Below are 20,703 nucleotides of genomic sequence, written 5' to 3' on the forward strand. Positions count from 1 at the left end.
AAATTTAAATTAATTTAAATATAATAACTCCGAAAGATTTCGGAGTTATTAGTTTTTAGTAAAATGCGCAATCGCCGTCTCCATCCTGAAAGTTAAGCTGATTGATAAACTTTAATTTCTTGGAAATGAGATATGGCTTTTTGATTTCTTTGGTGAATAAAAATGGAGTTTTGATCTCTTTCATCGAATTAATCAGCCCTTCGTGAAAGATAGTTATCATATTGAGACGGTGTTCCACAATGGTATTAACAATCAAACGACTAATGTATTCCATGTTTTCTGGTTGGGAAAAAACATAAGGAACCGTTAAATTGTTTTCTCTAACATTAAGAACTACAAGTCCGATGATTTCTCCTTTTTTCGTGACTTTAATGGTTTTATAAAAAAAGATTTTGTTTCGAGAAGAAAAGTAATATTTTTTACTTTCGAGGTCTTTTTCAACGCCAGAAAGAATCCAGGGATTGTCAAGAATCCAATTAATTTCCTCCGCATTTCTTTGGTTCCAGTTGGGAGATTTCAGATTGGTAATGAAATCTGATTCGTTCTTTCCTAAACGATCGATATATTCCCACTGAACCTCCTTTGATTCATATCTTTTTGAATTAGAAAGCCGAAGGTCACCAAAAATATTGAAGACTTGATCCAACAACGATGTGACAGGGGCTATTTTTTTGAAGAAATTGTTTTTGGAGGAAAGTAACTCACCGAAATTCGACCTCACATAACCTCTGTAACCAATTTTGTATTCGGTGGGGAGGAAGATTTTGGTTTTCTGGTAAACCGGTTCAAGTGAGGGTACAATGTTGGTAATCAGTATTTTTTGTTTCCAAGCATTGATAATTGTTAGATAGAGACTTGCTGCAAGATTTTGTGCTCGATAATCTTCATGTACCCAGAAACAGCTTAGCCAGCCTGCTTTTTCTTTTATGTTTTCGTCAAAAATATAGTCAGGTAAAACTCCTAAATATCCCACAACCAAATTGCCTTCGTATGTCACTACCAATAAGATGTCGTCATCGGATGCTCTCGGATTGTTAATTTGCGAGTATGCTCGATGTTTACTGATGGGCAAAATTGGAAGCGAAGAAAAAAAATCCGACTCGATAAGCTCTTTCAGACTATTTTTGGTGTAGGTTATAGTCTCCATTTAGTTCCTTCTTATTTTATTTTTGTTGAATATTGCCTTTAAAATGTAGTAAAAATACTCTCCATAAATAATTTCTTCCGCCGAATATTCCCCAGATTCTAAAGGAATACGCTGAATGTTTTTTGGAACACTATCTTTTTTGATTCCAGCGCAACCAAAAGTCAGGTCGGGTGTTTTGCTTCGTTCTTGAATATAAATTTCCTTAAAAAAAGCGTCACTGACTCCAAAATCAGTGAATGGAAAAGAAAATACGCGATAATCCAAGTTGAAAGTATTCGATACATCTTCAATACTTTTGGTTGTCTGCGAAATTTGCTGTTCAACAGGGATTTCCACATATTTTGGATGATCAACACTATGCGCTCCAAAAGTGAAGCCTTGTTCCATCAGTTTTTTAATATTCTCCGAAGTCAAATAAGGTCGATGTTGTTGCAAATAGTCGTTGTAATCTACTTCGAGAATTTCAGCAATGCTATTTAGAATTTCCTTATTTGCGTACTTAATCGCTAATATGGACTGTGAAATATTGTTCTGAAATAATGTTTGGTCTTTCAAGAGACTGCTTATTTTTTGGTGTATGTTTTCACTTTTATTAGCTTGAATTTTATGTACCAAAATGCTCGCTTTGTACCGGAAAAAAAGGTCTTTATTATCGATGAAAGCACTGTTGAGAAAGCAGGTTGCGGGAATCCCTTTTCGTATCAAAATGGGAGCGATAACGTCATGAAACTCCCTAAGTCCATCATCAAAACTCAATAGGAACGTTTTTTTGTTTCGTTTTCCTTGTTTTTCGTTAGTTAGTAGACTCTTAAGATCAGTGGGATCGTAATTTTTTAATAAAAAATCAAGGTCTTTTTCAAAATTTTTGACATCCTTTACTTTGTACAAATGCTTGATATGTGTGACTTCTACATCAGAAATCACGTGATAGAATGGGAATATCGCTTTCTGTCTCGTTAGATTCATTAACAAGTCTAAAGGGACAAACTTTAAAATTTTTGAAAGCGAATAGAAAGTATTCCTCATTGACGATATTTCGTTCAAAGATACATTGTAAAATTTATTTCTTTTGGAAGATTCTTTTGATTTCTATTTACTGAACTTTTACAGCAAGGTATTTCTGTACCTCGTAGATATCAATACTGGTATTGAATTTTTTACTTATTGATGGACTCGCTTCACTGGAAATCCAAATTTTGAGTTCGGCGTCAAGTTCGAAAGTTCCTGCAGTCTCCACCGAAAATCTCGAAATCGAACGATACGGAATGGATTTGTAATCTACTTTACTGCCTGTAAGATTTTGTACATCGATTAGAATCAGTCGCAAATTAGTGAATATGAATGTGTCTCGAAACAATTGAAATCCCAATTCTATGTTTTCAGTTTCAGCTAATAATTTACTGTATTTTTCTGAAAGTTTCTCAGGTGACACTTCACTTGCGTTACCAAGTATTTTGTTGAATATTCCCATTGTAATTTAATTAAAGATTAAAGATACAAATATTGATTAATCTAACGTGTCATTTGGTTTTTTGCCTTCGCAAAATTGGAATTTTCTTTTCATTGATATTCCGATATTTCTATTAGATTAAAAATCAAAGCCTAAAAAAGCTATCTCAGACCGAGATAGCTTTTGTTTTATTTCAATTTTTTGATGTTAATTGGCAACATCGCTAATAAATTTGATTCTGAGCATTCTTACTTCTTCATCAGTAAGTTCGTCACCATACTCGTCAAGAAGGATTTTCATGGAGTCACTTTCTGATTCTTTCATGAAATCCATGAAATCTTCTACGGTGTCTTCATCCATATTTTCTTCGATATAATAATCGATATTAAGTTTGGTTCCTTGATAGACGATACTTTCCATTTCCTTCAAAAGCTCGTCCATGTTTAGGTTTTTAGCTTTTGCGATATCTTCCAAGTCAATTTTTTTGTCAGTACTTTGGATAATGAAAACTTTGTGACTGGATTTATTAGCAACTTGTTTCAGAACCATGTCTTGGGTTCTCTCAATGTCGTTTTCTTCTACGTATTTTGCGATAAACTCGGCAAATTCTTTTCCGTACTTTTTGGCTTTTCCTTCACCAACGCCATATATTTTTCCAATTTCCTCAATATTGATAGGATACTGAACGGTCATGTCCTCCAAGCTTGGGTCCATAAAGACGGTATAAGGAGGGATACCATGTTTTTTGGCGATTTTTTTTCTGAGGTCTTTGAGTTGGTTGAAGAGGTTTTTGTCTAATCCACCGTCACTATTAACTTGCACCGACTCTGAGTCAGATTTCATTTGCTCTAGATTGTACTCTCGGTCCTCGGCAATTAAGAAAGTACCTTTGTATTTACCGGACAGTAGAAGTTTACCTTTTTCTCCAATCTTCAAAACACCATAAGTCTCTATATCTTTCTGCAAAAATCCTTGAACGGTAGCTTGTCTAATGATAGATTTCCAGTAATTGTCTGATTCTTTGTTTCCTGCTCCAAAGTATTCGGTTTCTTCTAATTTGTAGGATTTGGTGACTGCGCTTTCTTTGCCCGTCATCACATTAATCAAATCTTTGGTACGGAATTTTTCGTCCAACTCTTTGACTACTTTCAGAACAAAATCCAAATCTTTGGTTGCATCCTTCATTTTTGGAGGGTCAAGAGAATTGTCATCCATCTTGGCTCCGTCACCATTAATTGGGTCAAAAGTCTCCCCAAAATAATACAATATATATTGTCTTCGGCTCATGGAAGTCTCAGCGTATCCTACTACTTCATTCAATAGCTGAAGTCCAATTTCTCGTTCAGAAACTGGTTTTTGAGCTAAAAATTTTTCTAGTTTTTCGATGTCTTTTGGGTCGTAGAACGCCAAACAATAACCTTCGCCACCATCTCTTCCGGCACGACCTGTTTCTTGATAATAACTTTCTAAAGATTTTGGAAAATCATAATGGATAACAAAACGGACGTCTGGTTTGTCAATTCCCATTCCAAATGCAATTGTAGCAACGATAACGTCACATTCCTCCATCAGGAATTTGTCTTGATTGGTAACTCTGGTTTTTTGGTCTAGACCAGCGTGATAAGGGAGTGCATTAATCCCATTGACTTGTAATAATTGTGCAAACTCCTCTACTTTTCTTCGGCTAAGACAATAGACGATACCAGATTTTCCTTTTCTCTGGTTGATAAATTTTACAATTTCTTTGTCCACATTAATTTTTGGACGTACTTCATAAAATAAATTAGGTCTATTGAAGCTTTCTTTGAAGACAACTGCATCGCTCATACCCAAAGTTTTTTGGATATCATCCTGAACTTTTGGAGTAGCGGTCGCTGTCAAAGCGATTACTGGGACATTAGCTATTTTATCAATAATTAATTTTAAATTTCGATACTCCGGTCGGAAATCGTGTCCCCATTCCGAAATACAGTGCGCTTCATCAATAGCAACAAAAGAAATTGGAATCTCTTTAAGAAAATCCAAATATTCCTCTTTAATAAGGCTTTCCGGAGCCATGTAAAGAAGCTTAGTCTTTTTGCTCGTGATGTCGTCAAAAACCTGTTTGGTTTGCGCTTTGTTGAGCGATGAATTAAGAACATGTGCTGTTCCTGTGTCAGATGATAAACCATTAATAGCGTCAACCTGGTTCTTCATTAACGCAATCAGCGGAGATACAACAATGGCTGTTCCTTCTGAAATTAATGCTGGCAATTGGTAACAAAGTGACTTTCCTCCTCCCGTTGGCATGAGTACAAAAACGTCTTTGCCTTCCAATAATGTGTTAATGATTTTTTCTTGGTGTCCTTTGAACGTAGAAAAACCAAAATATTTCTTAAGTTCTTTTGTTAAATCGATGCTCACTTTTTCTATCTGATATTAGTTTGCTAAATTTGCAGTCTTCTCAAAGTTATGAAAATAATTTTAAAAAAGTCAATATTATAAAAATTAATATTTCATTTAAAAACTAAATAAATTGGAAAATAGCCCCATCATAAAAAGTGCCAAAGAGGCTTTGCAAATCGAAATCAACGAATTAGAACACTTAAAAAATCGTATTGATTCCAGATTTGAGAAGGCAGTTGATATTATCTTTTCTGCAAAAGGGAAGCTCATTGTTGTAGGAATTGGCAAATCTGCCCATGTTGGAAACAAAATTGTGGCCACACTTAACTCCACAGGAACGCCTGCGCAGTTCCTTCACGCATCCGAAGCGATACACGGAGACTTAGGAGTGGTGCAAAATCAGGATGTTGTCCTTTGTATTTCTAACTCAGGTAATTCGCCAGAAATTGTATATTTAATTCCTTATTTGAAGGAGTATTCTTCTTTTTTTATTGCCATGACAGGTAATCCCGAAAGCAAATTGGGAAAAATTGCAGATGTTGTCTTGGATACATCAGTTGAAAAAGAGGCTTGTCCTATCGAGTTGGCTCCAACAAGTTCTACAACTGTACAGATGGCTTTGGGTGATGCGTTGGCAGTTTGTCTGATGAACAAAAGAGGATTTAAAGCTATTGATTTTGCAAAATTTCATCCTGGTGGAAGTTTAGGGAAGAATTTAACCTCAAAAGTGGAGCAGTTTTTATCCTCTCAAAAACCTGAAGTGTCTGTTGATGCTGGCATTAGAGATGTCATTATTTCGATTAGCTCATCTAATCATGGTATTACTGTCGTTACGGATAATAATGAGATTTTAGGCGTTATTACGGATGGCGATTTGAGGAGAATGTTAATGAAGAATGAAGATGTAAGTAATATTACAGCAAAAAGCATCATGAGTGCAAATCCCAAAACGATCGAAAAGGATGTATTAGCGAAAGAGGCAATGAAGGTTTTGAAGGACAATAATATTGGTCAATTGATAGTCACCGAAAACGGAACTTATCATGGTATTATTGATTTGCATAGACTTTTGGATGAGGGAATTAACTAAGATTAAAGAGAAATATTATATTTAATATATGAGCGAAGAGAAAGAAATGTCCTTTTTGGGACATGTTGGAGAGCTGAGAGGACACTTGATGAGAATTGTAATTGCTATCGTCATCGGTGGAATTTTAGTAGGATTCAATATTAATTGGATTATGGACGAAGTTTTCTTTGCTCCTACACAAAGTGATTTTATATCCTTTAGGTTACTCAATGATGTCACCGAATGGATGTTTGGTAAACCAAGTTTTTCGTTACCCAATACTTTTGAAATCAGACAAAGGACATTAATGGAACAGTTCAATGTGATGATGTCAGTTTCTATTTTTGGTGGTATTGTTGTCGCTTTTCCTTATATTATTTGGGAGTTATGGCGTTTTATCAAACCTGCACTAATGCCAAATGAAAGAAAAAATTCTGCATTGATTATTAATTTCGTTTGGATACTCTTTATGTTGGGAATGTTGGTAGGATATTACGTTATTTTGCCTTTAGCGATTAACTTTGGGTTGGTGTTTTCCATTTCTGAGGTGATTAAGCCATTCTTTGATTTCACAGATTATACTACACTTTTTCTTCAAATCGTTTTAGGAATGGGATTAGTTTTTCTATTTCCTGTCATCGTTTTTTTCTTGACCAATATTGGGATTTTAACTCCAGAATTTTTAAGAAAATACAGAAGACACTCCATCGTTTTGATTCTTGTCCTTGCAGCAATTATTACTCCTGCAGACGTTTTTTCGATGATGGCGGCAGCATTACCGTTGTTGATTTTGTACGAATTCAGCGTGTTGATGAGTGTCAGAGTGTATAAGAGACTCCAAAAAGAAGCTTTAAAACAATAAAAAGATGGTATTTGCTATCTTTGTAAATTATAATTAACAGATAATAAAAATGAATTCATTTATAGAAGAATTAAAATGGCGAGGACTTTTTTCCGATATGATGCCTGGGACAGAAGAGCAATTGAATAAAGAAATGACGACGGCATATATTGGATTTGACCCAACTGCGGATTCTTTACACATAGGAAGTCTCATTCAGATAAAAATATTGGCGCATTTTCAACAGCATGGTCACAAACCTATTGCTTTGGTAGGAGGTGCAACAGGGATGATTGGTGATCCATCAGGGAAATCCAATGAGAGAAACCTTTTGGATGAAGCAACATTGTTTCACTACGTTGACTGTCTCAAGAATCAATTGTCAAGATTTCTAAATTTTGATGGTAATGAGCCAAATAATGCGGTTTTGGTTAACAATTACGATTGGATGAAGACTTTTTCTTTTCTTGATTTTGTTCGTGATATTGGGAAGAATATTACCGTTAATTATATGATGGCTAAGGAATCTGTGAAGAAAAGAATCACGGGTGAAGATGGAGCAGAGGGGATGAGTTTCACTGAATTTACCTACCAGTTGCTTCAAGGTTATGATTTCTTGCATCTATATCAAAATAGTGGGGTCAAATTACAAATGGGTGGTTCTGACCAATGGGGAAACATTACTACTGGAACCGAATTGATCCGTAGAAAAGCCCAAGGCGAAGCTTTTGCTTTGACTGTTCCTTTGATTACAAAGGCAGACGGAGCTAAATTTGGTAAATCAGAAGCTGGAGAAAATTTTTGGTTAGATAAAAAGAGAACATCTCCATACAAATTCTATCAGTTTTGGTTGAATTCTACGGATGATGATGCCAAGCGCTTTATTAAATTCTATTCATTCTTGAGCAAAGATGTCATTGAGAGTTTAATCGCAGAACATCAAGAAGCGCCTCACGAAAGAAAACTCCAAAAGAAATTGGCTGAAGAAGTAACCGTTTGGGTTCATGGTAGAGAAGAGTACGAAAAAGCTTTGAAAGCCTCCGAAATTCTTTTTGGGAGGTCAACCGCTGAAGATTTGGTGAGTTTGGACGAAGAAACTTTTTTGGAAGTTTTCGATGGCGTTCCTCAGAAAGAGATTTCTTTGACTGATTTGATTGGTTGCGGTATTGTTGATTTGCTTTCAGAAAAATCAGGTTTTTTAAAATCAAAAAGCGAAGCTCAAAGAGAATTGAAAGGTAACGCAATATCAGTTAATAAGGAAAAAATTGATGATACTTACGAAGTCAAGGAGACCGACTTAATAGATGATAAATTTCTACTTCTCCAAAAGGGAAAGAAAAACTATTTCATCGTAAAAGCCGTTTAATTGATTTTAAACTTTAGAATATGCCCGATTCAATTTTTTGAATCGGGTTTTTCTTTGCTGATTAGATTTTTTATGTAGCTGTTAAAAGGTTAATATTTGAATTATGTTGTAAGTTTATTTTTGCAGGATGATTAATTTTCTTTTCCATAAGGACGGAAAATCTTACATTTGAAAAAATCAAATTATCAAAAACAAACAATATGAGTTTTCCTACTGATTTAGAAATTGCGCAGTCAGCCAATATTCAGCCAATTAAGAACATTGCTCAAAAGATTAACATCGACGAAGATGACCTCGAACTTTATGGAAAGTACAAAGCAAAAATTCCATTGAGCTACATCAACGAGGAAAAGGTTAAGAAATCCAAACTTATTCTTGTGTCAGCAATTAATCCAACACCTGCCGGTGAAGGAAAGACCACCGTTTCTGTTGGTTTGAGCGATGGACTCAATAAGATTGGTAAAAAAGCAATGGCAGTACTTAGAGAACCAAGTTTAGGACCTGTTTTTGGTATCAAAGGTGGAGCAGCTGGTGGTGGTTATGCACAAGTGATTCCAATGGTGGATATTAATTTGCATTTTACAGGTGATTTTGCAGCTATTGAGAAGGCTAATAACTTGCTTTCAGCTCTTATTGATAACAATCTTCAAAACAAAAAATATTCGCTCAATATCGATCCTCGAACCATCGTTTGGAAGAGAGTAATGGATATGAATGACCGTGCTTTGCGTAATATTGTCATCGGATTAGGAGGGCCAGCAAACGGAATTCCGCGTGAAGATAGTTTTAATATTACGCCGGCTTCGGAAGTAATGGCAATTCTTTGCATGAGTAAAGATTTTGAAGACCTTAAAAGAAGGTTAGGTAATATCTTTATTGGATATACTTTCGAAAAGCAACCGATTTACGCAAGAGATTTGAAGGCAGAAGGTGCAATGGCTATCTTGTTAAGAGATGCTATTAAGCCTAATTTGGTTCAGACTTTGGAAGGGAATCCAGCCATTCTTCATGGAGGACCGTTTGCTAATATAGCACAAGGAACCAACACGATTATTGCAACTAAAATGGGACTTTCTTTGGCGGATTATGTCGTTACAGAAGCTGGTTTTGGTGCTGATTTAGGAGCGGAAAAATTCTTACATATTAAGTGTCATTATGCGGGTTTCAAACCATCGGCTTTAGTTTTAGTAACCACAGTTAGAGCAATGAGATATCACGGCGGAGCTAAAAAAGGAGAATATGAAAATCCTAACTTTGAAGCGGTAACCAAAGGAATCGAAAATCTTAAAAAGCATATTGAAAATGCTAAAAAACTTGGTTTGACTCCAGTGGTTGCGATTAATCATTTTGCGACTGATTCAGACGAAGAAATCCAATTCTTAAAGGATGAATGTGCAAAGTTAGGGGTAAAAGCTATTCTTGCAGACGAATTTACAATGGGAGGAGAAGGTATGAAAGAATTAGCAACAGAAGTAGTTAATGCTACAGAAAACTACGGAAACGACTTCCAGCCATTGTATGATGTGAAGGATTCAGTTGAAAATAAGATAGAAACCATTGCAAAAGAGATTTATGGTGCTTCTGGTGTTAATTTCAGTGCAAAAGCAAAAACCGACATCAAGACCATTAATAATTTAGGACTTAATAAACTTCCAGTTTGTATGGCAAAAACTCAAAAATCATTGAGTGATAACGAAAGATTGATAGGAAGACCGAAAGATTTTGAAGTCACTGTTCGTGAGTTTGAATTTGCAGCAGGAGCAGGGTTTATTATTCCGATTTTAGGAGATATGATGAGAATGCCTGGTTTGCCTGCTATTCCAGCTTCCGAAGGAATGACCATTGATGCTGATGGCAATATTACAGGATTGAGCTAGAATCTTATTATTAATAAAAATAAGAAACTTCGTCTTTATGGCGAAGTTTTTTTTGTGAAATACCTTTAAAGTCTCTTAATTTCTGTTAAACTTTAACCTTTTGGATAATATGTCATCTAAAAAGCACGTTTGTTCAATAAAGTAAAATAAAAAAAACAGAACGATATGAATTTGATTAAAAAAAGTGTTTTAGCACTAGGTGTTTTATCAGTAGGTATGCTAAGTGCACAAGAGACAGAGACCAAAAGTATGGTCAATTTGTTGAAGGTAGGTGTTAATGGTGGAGTGTCATTACCAATGGAGAACGCAGTTGCTAATGTAGGCTTAGATGTGGCGTACCAACATCTCATCACTCCAAGTTTTGGATTGGGTATCGCAACTGGATATAATCATTTTTTCGGGAGAGATAATGATGTTAACAACTTTACCATTAAGAATAATGATTTTGGAGTAATCCCTGCTGCGGCAGTTTTCAGGTTTTATCCAAAAAAGACTGGATTTTTTGTAGGTACTGATTTAGGATATGGATTTATTTTAGGTGACGATTATGTTGCAGAAAATTCTACAGTGAAGAGACCTGATGGCGGACTGTATATCAAACCAGAAATCGGTTACCATAACCGTGATTGGAATTTCTTTGTTCATTATACCAAAGTTTTTACAGGTAGCAAAGGGGAAATTGCAGGTCAAGATTACAATGCAGGTAGTCTAGGAGTAGGAGTGGCTTATAACATAGCCCTTGGGAATTAAGTGTTCTTGTTTCATATAGTTATGGAAGCCTTTTCAATTTTTTTTGAAAAGGCTTTTTATTTAGGACTATCTTTTTTATCTTTGGTAAAAGTCAATTATATGAACAACGGACAAAAGTTCTCCTTGTATTTGCCAGGCGCTTCCAAGGAAAAAAACAATAGTATCTCTCTAATTTCTATTGATTTAAAAGAAGACCAGACAAAGGCGGGCTTTTTTCAAACAGAGGGAGGAAAGATTGTGTTAAAGAGTGAGAAGAAATATTCAACCTCTAATTATCATAATATTTCTGAAATTATTTCGGATTTTATTAGAACCGAATCTTTGGAAAACATTTCTAGAGTTGCGATTGGTGTTCCATGTTTGGTAATTGATAACAAAGGTTATTCTGACCGATTAAAGTGGACCATTGATGGAAATGAAATTCAAAAGGAAACTGGAATTGAAAAAGTGCTCCTTATTAATGATTTAGAGGCGTCGGCTTATGGTTTAGAAAGCATTTCTGATGAATGTCTATTACCAATCCATGAAGTAGAAGGCAAATCAAAAGGAAATGTTGCTATCCTTGCTGCAGGAAATGGGCTAGGAGAGGCGGGGATGTTTTTTGATGGTTCTCACCTTCGACCGTTTGCAACAGAAGGAGGGCACTCCGAGTTTTCTCCAAGAACAGAAGTTGAAGTTGAATTTTATCAGTTTCTCAATAAGATTTATGGAATTGTAAGTTGGGAAATGGTGCTTTCTAAAACTGGATTGTTCAATATATTCCGCTTTTTAAGGGATGAGAAGAGACATCCTCAGTCGGAGAAATTAACACAACGTTTGTCTCAAGAATCATTTTTGGATGCGTTGTTCAAAGGAGCAACGGAAGACGAAGAATTGATTTGTACTATCGCGATTAATACTTACCTCGAATTTTTAGCAAGAGAAGCCAATAGCTTGGTTCTTAAGTTGAAAGCAACAGGTGGGCTTTTAATTGGTGGAGAGATTCCGATGAGGTTAAAAGATTATATTGACCATCAAAGATTTTATCAAAAATTTCGAATCAGTGATAAGATGGAAAATCTGCTAAAAAATATTCCTATTTACATGGTAATGAGTGAGAAAACGGTTTTGAATGGTGCAGCTAACTACGTTGCTTTTTCAGAAGAATAATTGTTTTTTTTAACCAATTTGTTTTTTTTCATCTAAAAAACGTAGATTTAGACTTTTAAAATAGTAATCACCATTGTAAAATCTTTATTTAAAATGAAAAAAGTATTATTACTTACTTTGATGTTTTTCGGAATTTCTTTTGCATTTTCTCAAATTTCTAAAGATAATCTCAGAACCATTCGTGTTGGAGATTCGGAAATTTTGTGGTGGGGCTATAAGATTGTAAAATCAGAACCGACCACTCATACAGGAAGTGTAAAACTTAAAATGGGTAAGTTTGTTTTCAATGATGGAAAATTTCAGAGTGGGGAGTTCATGATTGATATGAGAAGTATCGTTAATACTGACCTTGTTGGAGAGCAAAATAAAGAATTAACTGATAAACTCAAAAGCATCGACTTTTTTGATGTAAGAAAATATCCAATGGCAACTTTCATTCTTAAAAAGATTGAGCCAGCTAAAAACGAAAAATACAATTCTGTGATTGTTGGAGACATCACTATCAAGAAGAAAAGAAAAACAATTTCTTTTCCTGCTAATGTAATCTTGAATGGATATAACGTTTCTATCGAATCTGCTAAATTTTCTTTAGATAGAAGAGAGTTCGGTATATACTACAAGTCTGCAATGAAGGATTATTTTATTAGTGACCAAATGGACTTCCAGTTCAAGGTTAAGTCAAAATAATTTTAACAATAATTTATAAACAAGAGCGGAATTTTATTTCGCTCTTTTTGTTATTTTTATACTATGAAATTATATGTTGTGAGTGGTCTTGGAGCTGATTTCAAGGTTTTGGAAAAGCTTCAGTTTCCAGAGCATTTAGAAATTGTCTTTATTGATTGGCTGATTCCTGAAAAGAATGAGTCTTTTTCTCATTATATTGAGCGTATGGCTGCTTTTGTAGATGATTCGGAGCCATTTTCGCTTTTGGGATACTCTTTTGGAGGAATTATTGTTCAGGAGATTAATAAAATCAAAAGAGCAGAAAAAGTAGTGATTTTGGGAAGTATCAAATCTCATCGAGAAAAATCCTATCTTATAAAAGCGGGTGAAATCACAAAAATTCCAAAGCTGATTCCGCAGAGTTTATTTAATGAAAGAACTTCGAAGATTTATAATTTTATCCGAAATTTTGTATATGCAGATGGCTCTAATTTTATGAAGTTTTTCATGGTTCGTGATCCATACTATCTAAAGTGGTCTATAGAGCGAATTGCGTCATGGAGGTCTGAAGAGACCAATAATGTAATCCAGATTTTAGCGGATAAAGACATTGTTTTTCCCATCAAAAACTCCAAACCAGATTATGTGGTGACTAATGCTAGTCATCTTTTTCCTGCAACAAAACACAAGCAGGTATCTTTGATTCTAAAGGAAATTTTTGATTGATTTTTCGTTAAAATTATTTAAATGTCCATTGTAAGGACTTTTGGTTTTCTGAAACGTCAAAATTTTTATCTTTGCAACGCTTAGAAAAATTAATCTTAAACATTAATCAATTTATGAACAAATACGCAGGAATTCCTGAAGAAAATGCAACCTTAGAAAATTCGAAAGTAATGTTGGTAACCGTTCCTTACGACGGAACTTCAACTTGGGGAAAAGGAGCGGACAAAGGTCCAGAACTTTTTCTTGACGCTTCCGAAAACATGGAATTGTACGACATCGAAACAGGAACAGAACCTTATTTAGAAGGCGTTTGGATTGCAGGAGAAGTTTCTGAAAATTCTACGCCAGAAGCAATGACAGAAGCGGTGTATCAGAAAACCAAAGAAATGTTGCAAAATGACGGTAAATTATTTACGCTTTTCGGAGGTGAACATTCTGTTTCAATTGGTTCTATTAGAGCGGTTGGAGAAAAATTTGAAAATCTTACAGTGTTGCAATTAGATGCACATACAGATTTGCGTCCAAGTTTTCATGGTTCGACGTCTAATCATGCTTGTGCAGTTTTTGAGGCTTCTCAGAAATTGAATTTAGTACAAGTTGGGATTCGTTCATGCGATGTTGAGGAAATGCAATATGTTCCTGAAGGACAGTGTTTTTGGGCGCACGAAATTGCAAATAACGAAAATTGGGTGAATGATGTTTTGGAAAAAGTTTCAGGAAATGTTTATATCACGATTGATTTAGACGCTTTTGACCCTTCCATTGCACCATCAACAGGAACTCCGGAACCGGGAGGACTACAATGGTATCCTACTTTGGAATTGTTAAAGCGAGTTTTCGAAAAATGTAACGTAGTTGCTTTTGATATTGTTGAATTAATGGATTCTCCATACTCGAAACCTACAGCGTTTCTTGCGGCGAAATTGTATTATAAAATGTTGGCGTATTACCATCAAAGTAAGGCTTAAATCATTTTCTTAATTGATAAAACAGTTACGGCGAGCCAAAGGCTCGCCGTAACTGTTTAGAATTTATTGAAATATTAGTAAATAAATCAGTAGGAATGGGCTTTAGCCAAAATTTATTTTGAATTTTTGAAAAACTTTTTTTTGTTTAATTGAATCTTTAATTATTTCAAAACATCAACTTCAATCGAACTATCGCCAAAAATTTTAATAAAAGCTTTGGTGTAATCCTCTTTAGTCGCAAAATTAGGATTGTCTAAAAACTTCTGCGGATTTACTGAAAATAAAGGATACCAAGTACTCGAAATCTGAATTTGGATTTTATGTCCTTTTTTAAAGGTATGAACAACATCTTGTAACCTGAAATCTACCGCTGTTTTTTGATTAGGAACCAATGCTTCAGGTTTTTCTCTCGAGTTTCTAAATCTTGCAGGCATGATTTCGCTTCTGACCATTTGATGATAATTTCCGTAGATAACACCGTCTTTTTTTTCTGTTGGTTTGAAATCTTCGGGATAAATGTCAATTAATTTTACTGCAAAATCAGCATCGGTAGAGGTTGAGGCAATATTTAATTTAGCTAAAATTTCTCCTGCGAACGTCAAATCTTCTTCCAAAATATCAGTCGTAAAAGTGACAACATCGGGTCTTCCAACTGCAAAACGTTGGTCTTCACTCATGTAATTTCGTGGTGTAAATCCATTAAATTCACGAATGTTAGCAGAACTTAACACAGGATTATTTGGGTCGCTATAATATTCAGTATCATTTTTTGATGGTGAATTTTTAAGAGTACTCTCTGCAAGATAAAAGCTAATTTTTTTTGCATCTTTCGGTGGATATTGCGCAAATGTTTTCCATTCTTTTTTGCCTGTGTCAAACATCACCGCTTCGGGAAGTCCTGCATCTTTTTTTGAATCTCCTTTTAAGTAATGATTAAAAAACGGAGCTTCTAAATTTCTTTGATAATACGTCGCAATACTGTCTCCAAAATAGATGTCGTTGTGAAAATGTTTTCCACTTTCTCTTCCCCAACCTCCATGAGAAAAAGGTCCCATCACAATCGTGTTTTTTGCTTTTGGACTTGTTTTTTCGATGGTTTTATAAATATTTAAAGGACCCGATAAATCTTCAGCGTCGTACCAACCTCCAACAGTCATCACAGCGTGATTGATGTTTTTTAGATGTGGTAGTAAACTTCTTTTTTGCCAGTATTCATCATAGTTTGGATGGTTCATAATTTCGGTCATGAAAAAATTGTTTTTGTAATATTTTTCATAACCATCTTTTAATGTTCCTAATTCTTGATAAAATTTAAGACCATCTTCCGAGGTTTGTTTCACAAAAGAATCCATGTACCAAGCTGACTTTTCAGGTTTTGTTTTCTGAACTCCAAAAACAGGGAATGTTCTGAAATACCCCATCATATATTTTCCGTTATGAAGAAAATCGTCATTCCAAAAATCAGAAATCGGAGCTTGTGGTGAAGAAGCAACCAAAGCAGGATGTTGTGCTAAAGCTCCTGCAATAGCATAAAATCCAGGATAAGAAGTTCCGTATTGACCAACTTTTCTGTTGTTGTTTTCTACATTTTTTAGAAGCCATTCAATAGTGTCGTAAGTGTCGGTACTTTCGTCGATGTCTTTTTTAGTTTTTCTTTCAACTTGAGGAGTCATATTGGTAAAAGTTCCTTCACTCATGTATCTTCCACGAACATCTTGATAGACAAAAATGTACTTTTCTTTTTGCAAAAATTTGTTTGGACCAAGTAGAGGTTTGTATTCTTTTTCACCATAAGGAGCAATACTGTAGCACGTTCTCTGCATGATGAAAGGATATTTTTTACTTTTAGAAATATCTTTCGGAGTGTAAATTGCTGTAAAAAGTTTTACACCATCACGCATGGTGATGTACACTTCCTTTTTGTCGTAATTATCCTTTGTAAAGGTATCTTTAGGAGGTTCTTGTTGGGCAAGTATTACTACTGAGATCAAAACCAAGAAAATCTGAATATACTTTTTCATTAAATTAATTTTGAACGAAAATAACTATTATTGTTGAGTTTTTGACCAGAAAGAAAAGGAAAGCATGGAATTATTCGAGAACATCATAGATCCTAAAGTTAATCTACTTCCGAAAGAAGGTACAGTAAATTACTACGGAAAAGTTTTTCCTAAAAGTACAGCAGATGATTTTTACCACTATCTTTTCAATAAAATTCCTTGGAACAAAGATGAAGCGCTCATCTTCGGAAAATTGATTGAAACCAAACGAAAAGTTGCTTGGTTTGGTGACGAAAATTTTGAATATACTTATTCAGGAAGAACAAAAAACGCTTTGAGTTGGACTCCCGAACTTTTGATTTTAAAACAAAAATGTGAAGCACTGACTAACGAAACCTACAATTCTTGTTTACTAAATCTTTATCACGATGGTTCAGAAGGAATGGCGTATCACAGCGACGGCGAAAAAGATCTGAAGAAAAACGGCGCTATTGCCTCTTTAACTTTTGGGGCAGAACGAAAATTTTCATTCAAACATAAAGTATCAAAAGAAAAAGTAGAACTTGTCTTAGAACACGGTAGCCTTTTGGTGATGAAAGATGAAACGCAGAGTTTTTGGCTTCATCGACTTCCTCCAACAACAAAGGTAAAAATGCCAAGAATTAATCTTACTTTTCGGAGTATAGTAAAAAAATAAAACTATGATTGTCATACCGTTTTTTTGATCAGTGCTGAAAAATTGCTATAGTTTTCGATAATTGGTATGATTTTTATTATTACATTTGAGTCTAACTTTTTTAATAATTTTTTAAAATTTAACTATGAAAAAAACAATTGCAATGGCAGCTTTAGCACTTGCCGTATCTTTTGGAGCAGTATCTTGCAAGAAGAAAATTTCTGATGCAGATCTTATGACCAAAGCAACTACAGTTGTAACAACTAATCCAACGGCTTCTGTTGAAGTTAAGGAAGGGGTAGCTCATTTGAGCGGAACATTTGCATCTGAAGCAGAGAGAGATGCAATGATTGCTGAACTTAAAAAGATCGAAGGTGTAAAAGATGTTATGGATATGACAACAGTTGCTGCACCTGAAGCAGCTCCAGTGGTTGAGAATTCGGTTGTTGATCCTGCAATCATGCAAAAAGTAAAAGATGCTGTTAAAGATTTCCCTTCTGTAAAAGTTGAAGAAGTAGGAGGAACTTTGACGCTTACAGGTGATGTATCTTCTGCTCAAGCGAGAAAAATCAAAGAATCAGTTGATGCTTTGAAGATTGGTAAGTATAATAATAATCTAGTTGTAAAATAATTGAAAATGAGCTTATTAACAGATAAATACGCAGGTGTGATAGCTGCCGCAGAGGCTGCTGGAGTTTCTAACCTACAAATTCAAGAGCAAGATGGGATACTTTATGTTTCTGGAAATGCTCATAATTCTTCTGCAAAAGATGCAGTTTGGAATGCACTTGGAGTAATTGACCCAAGCTTCACAGCTTCTGATGTTAATGTAGATATTCAGATTGCTGGTTTGGCTGCTGGAACTGCCTTGACAGTACAAACAGATCAAAGTAACCTTAACATTCGTCAAGAGCCTTCTACAGAAGGTGCGATCGTTGGAAAGGCAGCAAAAGGGGAAACTGTAACTTTAGTAGAGCAATCTTCTGATGATTGGTGGAAAATTAAAACTGCTGATGGGGAAGAAGGTTATGCTTATGCAAGATACTTAAGAGCCTAATATTAATAAAATTTAATATAGCGAAACCTCTGAATTTTCAGAGGTTTTTTTATGTATTTTCTTTGTTGAATGATCTAATTTCATATTTTTAAATGTATTAGAATATATCTATATAATTATTTAAAATTTACTATTATTAATTATTTTTTTGTTGCATTTTTTTTCTATTTTTGTATTAAATATTTAGCCGTGATTTATACTTTAATTAAAAGAAAAAAGTGGGTTGATGCAAGCTCCAATCGCGAGTTTGTTACATGGATGAGAAAATGTGATTTTCAATCATGGACTAGTAATCAATCTTTTATGGAGGGATATGCATATAGAAAGGGAATTTTTGAGAATATTGAACTAAGGACGGATAATGAGGATTTCTTTGTTGAAGATTTGGTATCTAATCATCTTCTCATAATAGAGCAAAAAGTACCTTTTATATTAAGATTATTTAAGAAAAGGAAGAATCCTAAATTTGGTTTTTTGTTTTGGTAAAAACTTCAATATGAGATCCTTCAGCTAACATAATTGAAATTGGTTTGGTAAGATTTAATATTCCAAAATCTTGACCGTAGATTTCTTCGAAATCCACATTAATTTCTGAAATTAATATTTGGTAGTTTTTCCATTTTGGATGTTTAACTTCGTACTCATAGGTTTTATCATCGGATTTGGTATAACCAAAGTAATGTTCGGAAATAAATTCAAAATCGCTTCCTTCGACCATTTCTAAGGGATTATTCTTTGCAATGACCTTTACAGAGTTCCAATTGTTTTTCTTCCAAGAATATTGAATTGATAACTTTTCAGCGTCTTGCAAAATTTCATGATTCATTGGTAAACACTCGTAATGTTCTTCATAGAAAGTGTTCGCAACAATGCTCAAAGCTCTTTTAGGAACAATTTCTTTGATAAAAACCACGCCTCTTTTCCAAACGCCATTCTCCAATTTTTTGACGTAAAATCTAAGATTCACTTCCTCAAAATCCTTATGAAACGGAACAGAAACACCCAATAATTTGGTATTTAAGAACATGAAACCAACCAAGCTTACCCAACATTTTTCTTGATAAAAATCGAGTTCAGTTCCTTTAGGAAGATATTTTTCTAAAATTTGAGGATCAATTTCGTAATTAACGAGGATTAGTTTTCGCCATTCGGCGGAGAGAAATTTCATTGTTTTGTGATTTAGTTAGATATGAGACACGAGATATGAGACACGAGATGTGAGATGCGTTTTTATTTCCATTCTATTTTATTTAGTTCGATGGCAGTTGGTTTCAAGGTCTGTTCGTTGGCAGTTTTAACATTCCAAACGAGGCCAAGAAAGTTTAATAGTTTAATAAATTGCCAACTTAAATCGAACTCGAACCAACGGATTCCAAATCTTGACGAGGATGGAAAAGCATGATGATTATTGTGGAAGCCTTCTCCAAAAGATATAATTCCCAAAATCCAATCGTTATAACCACTTTCATTAGCTCCAGAAATTACGTATTTTCGGTAACCATGGGTATGTGAAATATAACCAATAAACCAATGCATTAACAAATTAATGAAAATTCTCACTGGAAACAGAATCAAAAATTCTTGAAATCCCCAAAACTGTAATACTAATAGTGCAGGAGCAATGTTAAAAATGTACCAAGTTTTGTCTAAAAATTTAAGAAAGCGGTCTTGGTGGAATTCGACTGGGAAATCAAATTCAATCAATTCATTGTCTGTAACTCTGAAAGAATAGTGAAGATACCAAATGTAATCTTGCCACAAGCTGTGTTTGTACCCCAAATATGGATGACAAGATGGTTTGTTTTGCCAATAATCTCGGGTGTAATGCAATTTAATCCAAGTTAAAGGACTTCCCAAACCAGTAAAAACAAATAAAGTCAAAAGAACATTTCTAAAAGCAAGACTTGTGGAATATCCTTGATGAATAATTCCTCGAAGTAGCCCAACTGAATGACCAAGTGAAACCGTGAAAATACTTATAATAACTGAAATCAATACTGCTTTTTCGTTGATGTTTGAAAAACTTAAAAACAGACACAGAGAAAGATTAAGGTACAACCAAATGGTCTTTTGTGGGGAGAAATAGACTTGCTTTTTCATGATTTTTGTATTTAGAGATTTAGGAAATCGGACTTGTCTCGTTTATGATTCCACTTGAAGTGAATCAGCATCCAAATTTTCAGTAGTAGATTCTTCATTTTTCTCTGTATTTTTTCTTTTAGTTTCGTTCGATTTCTTTCTTCCTTTCATGAAAAGAAGCAAATTGAGAAGAAGCATCACACCAAGATAAATGGAGAATACCCCGATTTTTTCACTTAAGGTCACCACGAGATTTTCAACTGAAGGTATTTTATGAAATTCGACAATGAATAAGGCAAAACCAACATTAAGAAGATAGAAACCAATCTTGAAAAGCGAATTGGTAGCCATTGCTATTTCTAACTTTTGATGAAAAATATCCAACATAAAGATTTTAGCATTTCTGAAAAGAAGTTCAGATACGATAACAGTAAGCGCAATAACGGTTGGCAAATAGATTGCATAGGCGGTTAGGTTGTAAGTTGCATTCATAATTG

The 20,703-nt window shown here is 34.5% G+C and carries 20 protein-coding genes; 12 read left to right on the plus strand and 8 right to left on the minus strand.

The window, feature by feature from the left end:
- Positions 1–55: 55 nt before the first annotated feature.
- The 4 genes from AC4AGG_RS10525 to recQ all read right to left on the minus strand — a co-directional run bounded on the left by AC4AGG_RS10525 (position 56) and on the right by recQ (position 5,009).
- Positions 56–1,147, minus strand: coding sequence for a GNAT family N-acetyltransferase (locus tag AC4AGG_RS10525; protein WP_489771957.1), 1,092 nt, complete (start codon positions 1,145–1,147; stop codon positions 56–58).
- Positions 1,148–2,173 carry a polysaccharide deacetylase family protein gene (locus tag AC4AGG_RS10530; RefSeq protein WP_489771958.1) on the minus strand — a complete coding sequence of 342 codons (1,026 nt, stop codon included), beginning with the start codon at positions 2,171–2,173 and terminating at the stop codon, positions 1,148–1,150.
- A gap of 67 nt (positions 2,174–2,240) precedes the next feature.
- Positions 2,241–2,618 carry a PH domain-containing protein gene (locus AC4AGG_RS10535; RefSeq protein ID WP_489771959.1) on the minus strand — a complete coding sequence of 126 codons (378 nt, stop codon included), beginning with the start codon at positions 2,616–2,618 and terminating at the stop codon, positions 2,241–2,243.
- Between the two features lie 186 nt (positions 2,619–2,804).
- Positions 2,805–5,009: a DNA helicase RecQ gene (gene recQ, locus AC4AGG_RS10540; RefSeq protein WP_489771976.1), complete on the minus strand. Its 2,205-nt coding sequence runs from the start codon at positions 5,007–5,009 to the stop codon at positions 2,805–2,807.
- A gap of 103 nt (positions 5,010–5,112) precedes the next feature.
- Between recQ and AC4AGG_RS10545 the strand changes: the two genes are divergently transcribed.
- The 9 genes from AC4AGG_RS10545 to speB all read left to right on the plus strand — a co-directional run bounded on the left by AC4AGG_RS10545 (position 5,113) and on the right by speB (position 14,394).
- On the plus strand, positions 5,113–6,072 hold the full coding sequence (locus AC4AGG_RS10545; RefSeq protein ID WP_489771960.1) for a KpsF/GutQ family sugar-phosphate isomerase: 960 nt from the start codon (positions 5,113–5,115) through the stop codon (positions 6,070–6,072).
- Positions 6,073–6,100: 28 nt separating this feature from the next.
- Complete coding sequence (gene tatC / locus AC4AGG_RS10550) at positions 6,101–6,913, plus strand: twin-arginine translocase subunit TatC (RefSeq protein ID WP_489771961.1); 813 nt, start codon at positions 6,101–6,103, stop codon at positions 6,911–6,913.
- Positions 6,914–6,962: 49 nt separating this feature from the next.
- Positions 6,963–8,258, plus strand: coding sequence for a tyrosine--tRNA ligase (gene tyrS / locus AC4AGG_RS10555; protein ID WP_489771962.1), 1,296 nt, complete (start codon positions 6,963–6,965; stop codon positions 8,256–8,258).
- Positions 8,259–8,458: 200 nt separating this feature from the next.
- Positions 8,459–10,135, plus strand: a complete 1,677-nt coding sequence (locus tag AC4AGG_RS10560; protein WP_489771963.1) for a formate--tetrahydrofolate ligase — start codon at positions 8,459–8,461, stop codon at positions 10,133–10,135.
- Between the two features lie 165 nt (positions 10,136–10,300).
- The gene (locus AC4AGG_RS10565; protein WP_489771964.1) at positions 10,301–10,885 is read left to right on the plus strand and encodes a hypothetical protein; all 585 of its coding nucleotides are present in this window, start codon (positions 10,301–10,303) and stop codon (positions 10,883–10,885) included.
- 99 nt (positions 10,886–10,984) lie between these two features.
- Positions 10,985–12,034: a glucokinase gene (locus tag AC4AGG_RS10570; protein WP_489771965.1), complete on the plus strand. Its 1,050-nt coding sequence runs from the start codon at positions 10,985–10,987 to the stop codon at positions 12,032–12,034.
- Between the two features lie 93 nt (positions 12,035–12,127).
- Positions 12,128–12,721 (plus strand): YceI family protein, encoded by a 594-nt coding sequence (locus AC4AGG_RS10575; RefSeq protein ID WP_489771966.1) that lies wholly within the window; start codon positions 12,128–12,130, stop codon positions 12,719–12,721.
- 63 nt (positions 12,722–12,784) lie between these two features.
- Positions 12,785–13,426: an alpha/beta fold hydrolase gene (locus tag AC4AGG_RS10580; RefSeq protein ID WP_489771967.1), complete on the plus strand. Its 642-nt coding sequence runs from the start codon at positions 12,785–12,787 to the stop codon at positions 13,424–13,426.
- 113 nt (positions 13,427–13,539) lie between these two features.
- A complete protein-coding gene (gene speB, locus AC4AGG_RS10585; RefSeq protein WP_489771968.1) occupies positions 13,540–14,394 on the plus strand; it encodes an agmatinase in 855 nt (284 codons plus the stop codon).
- 161 nt (positions 14,395–14,555) lie between these two features.
- Here the strand turns inward: speB and AC4AGG_RS10590 are convergent, their stop codons facing one another.
- Positions 14,556–16,415, minus strand: coding sequence for a CocE/NonD family hydrolase (locus AC4AGG_RS10590; RefSeq protein WP_489771969.1), 1,860 nt, complete (start codon positions 16,413–16,415; stop codon positions 14,556–14,558).
- A 64-nt stretch (positions 16,416–16,479) separates the two neighbouring features.
- Between AC4AGG_RS10590 and AC4AGG_RS10595 the strand changes: the two genes are divergently transcribed.
- From AC4AGG_RS10595 to AC4AGG_RS10605, 3 genes are all read left to right on the plus strand, one after another.
- Entirely contained in the window at positions 16,480–17,091 is a 612-nt protein-coding gene (locus tag AC4AGG_RS10595; RefSeq protein ID WP_489771970.1) for an alpha-ketoglutarate-dependent dioxygenase AlkB family protein, read from the plus strand.
- Positions 17,092–17,215: 124 nt separating this feature from the next.
- A complete protein-coding gene (locus AC4AGG_RS10600) occupies positions 17,216–17,701 on the plus strand; it encodes a BON domain-containing protein (RefSeq protein ID WP_489771971.1) in 486 nt (161 codons plus the stop codon).
- 6 nt (positions 17,702–17,707) lie between these two features.
- The gene (locus AC4AGG_RS10605; protein WP_489771972.1) at positions 17,708–18,127 is read left to right on the plus strand and encodes an SH3 domain-containing protein; all 420 of its coding nucleotides are present in this window, start codon (positions 17,708–17,710) and stop codon (positions 18,125–18,127) included.
- 460 nt (positions 18,128–18,587) lie between these two features.
- Here the strand turns inward: AC4AGG_RS10605 and AC4AGG_RS10610 are convergent, their stop codons facing one another.
- From AC4AGG_RS10610 to AC4AGG_RS10620, 3 genes are all read right to left on the minus strand, one after another.
- Positions 18,588–19,295 (minus strand): YqjF family protein, encoded by a 708-nt coding sequence (locus tag AC4AGG_RS10610; RefSeq protein ID WP_489771973.1) that lies wholly within the window; start codon positions 19,293–19,295, stop codon positions 18,588–18,590.
- Positions 19,296–19,357: 62 nt separating this feature from the next.
- Positions 19,358–20,227 carry a fatty acid desaturase gene (locus tag AC4AGG_RS10615; protein ID WP_489771974.1) on the minus strand — a complete coding sequence of 290 codons (870 nt, stop codon included), beginning with the start codon at positions 20,225–20,227 and terminating at the stop codon, positions 19,358–19,360.
- Between the two features lie 42 nt (positions 20,228–20,269).
- Positions 20,270–20,703 (minus strand): hypothetical protein (locus AC4AGG_RS10620; RefSeq protein ID WP_489771975.1); only part of this gene is annotated, 434 nt, incomplete at its 5' end.

It is taken from the genome of Chryseobacterium sp. CG10_8 (genome assembly GCF_058117085.1).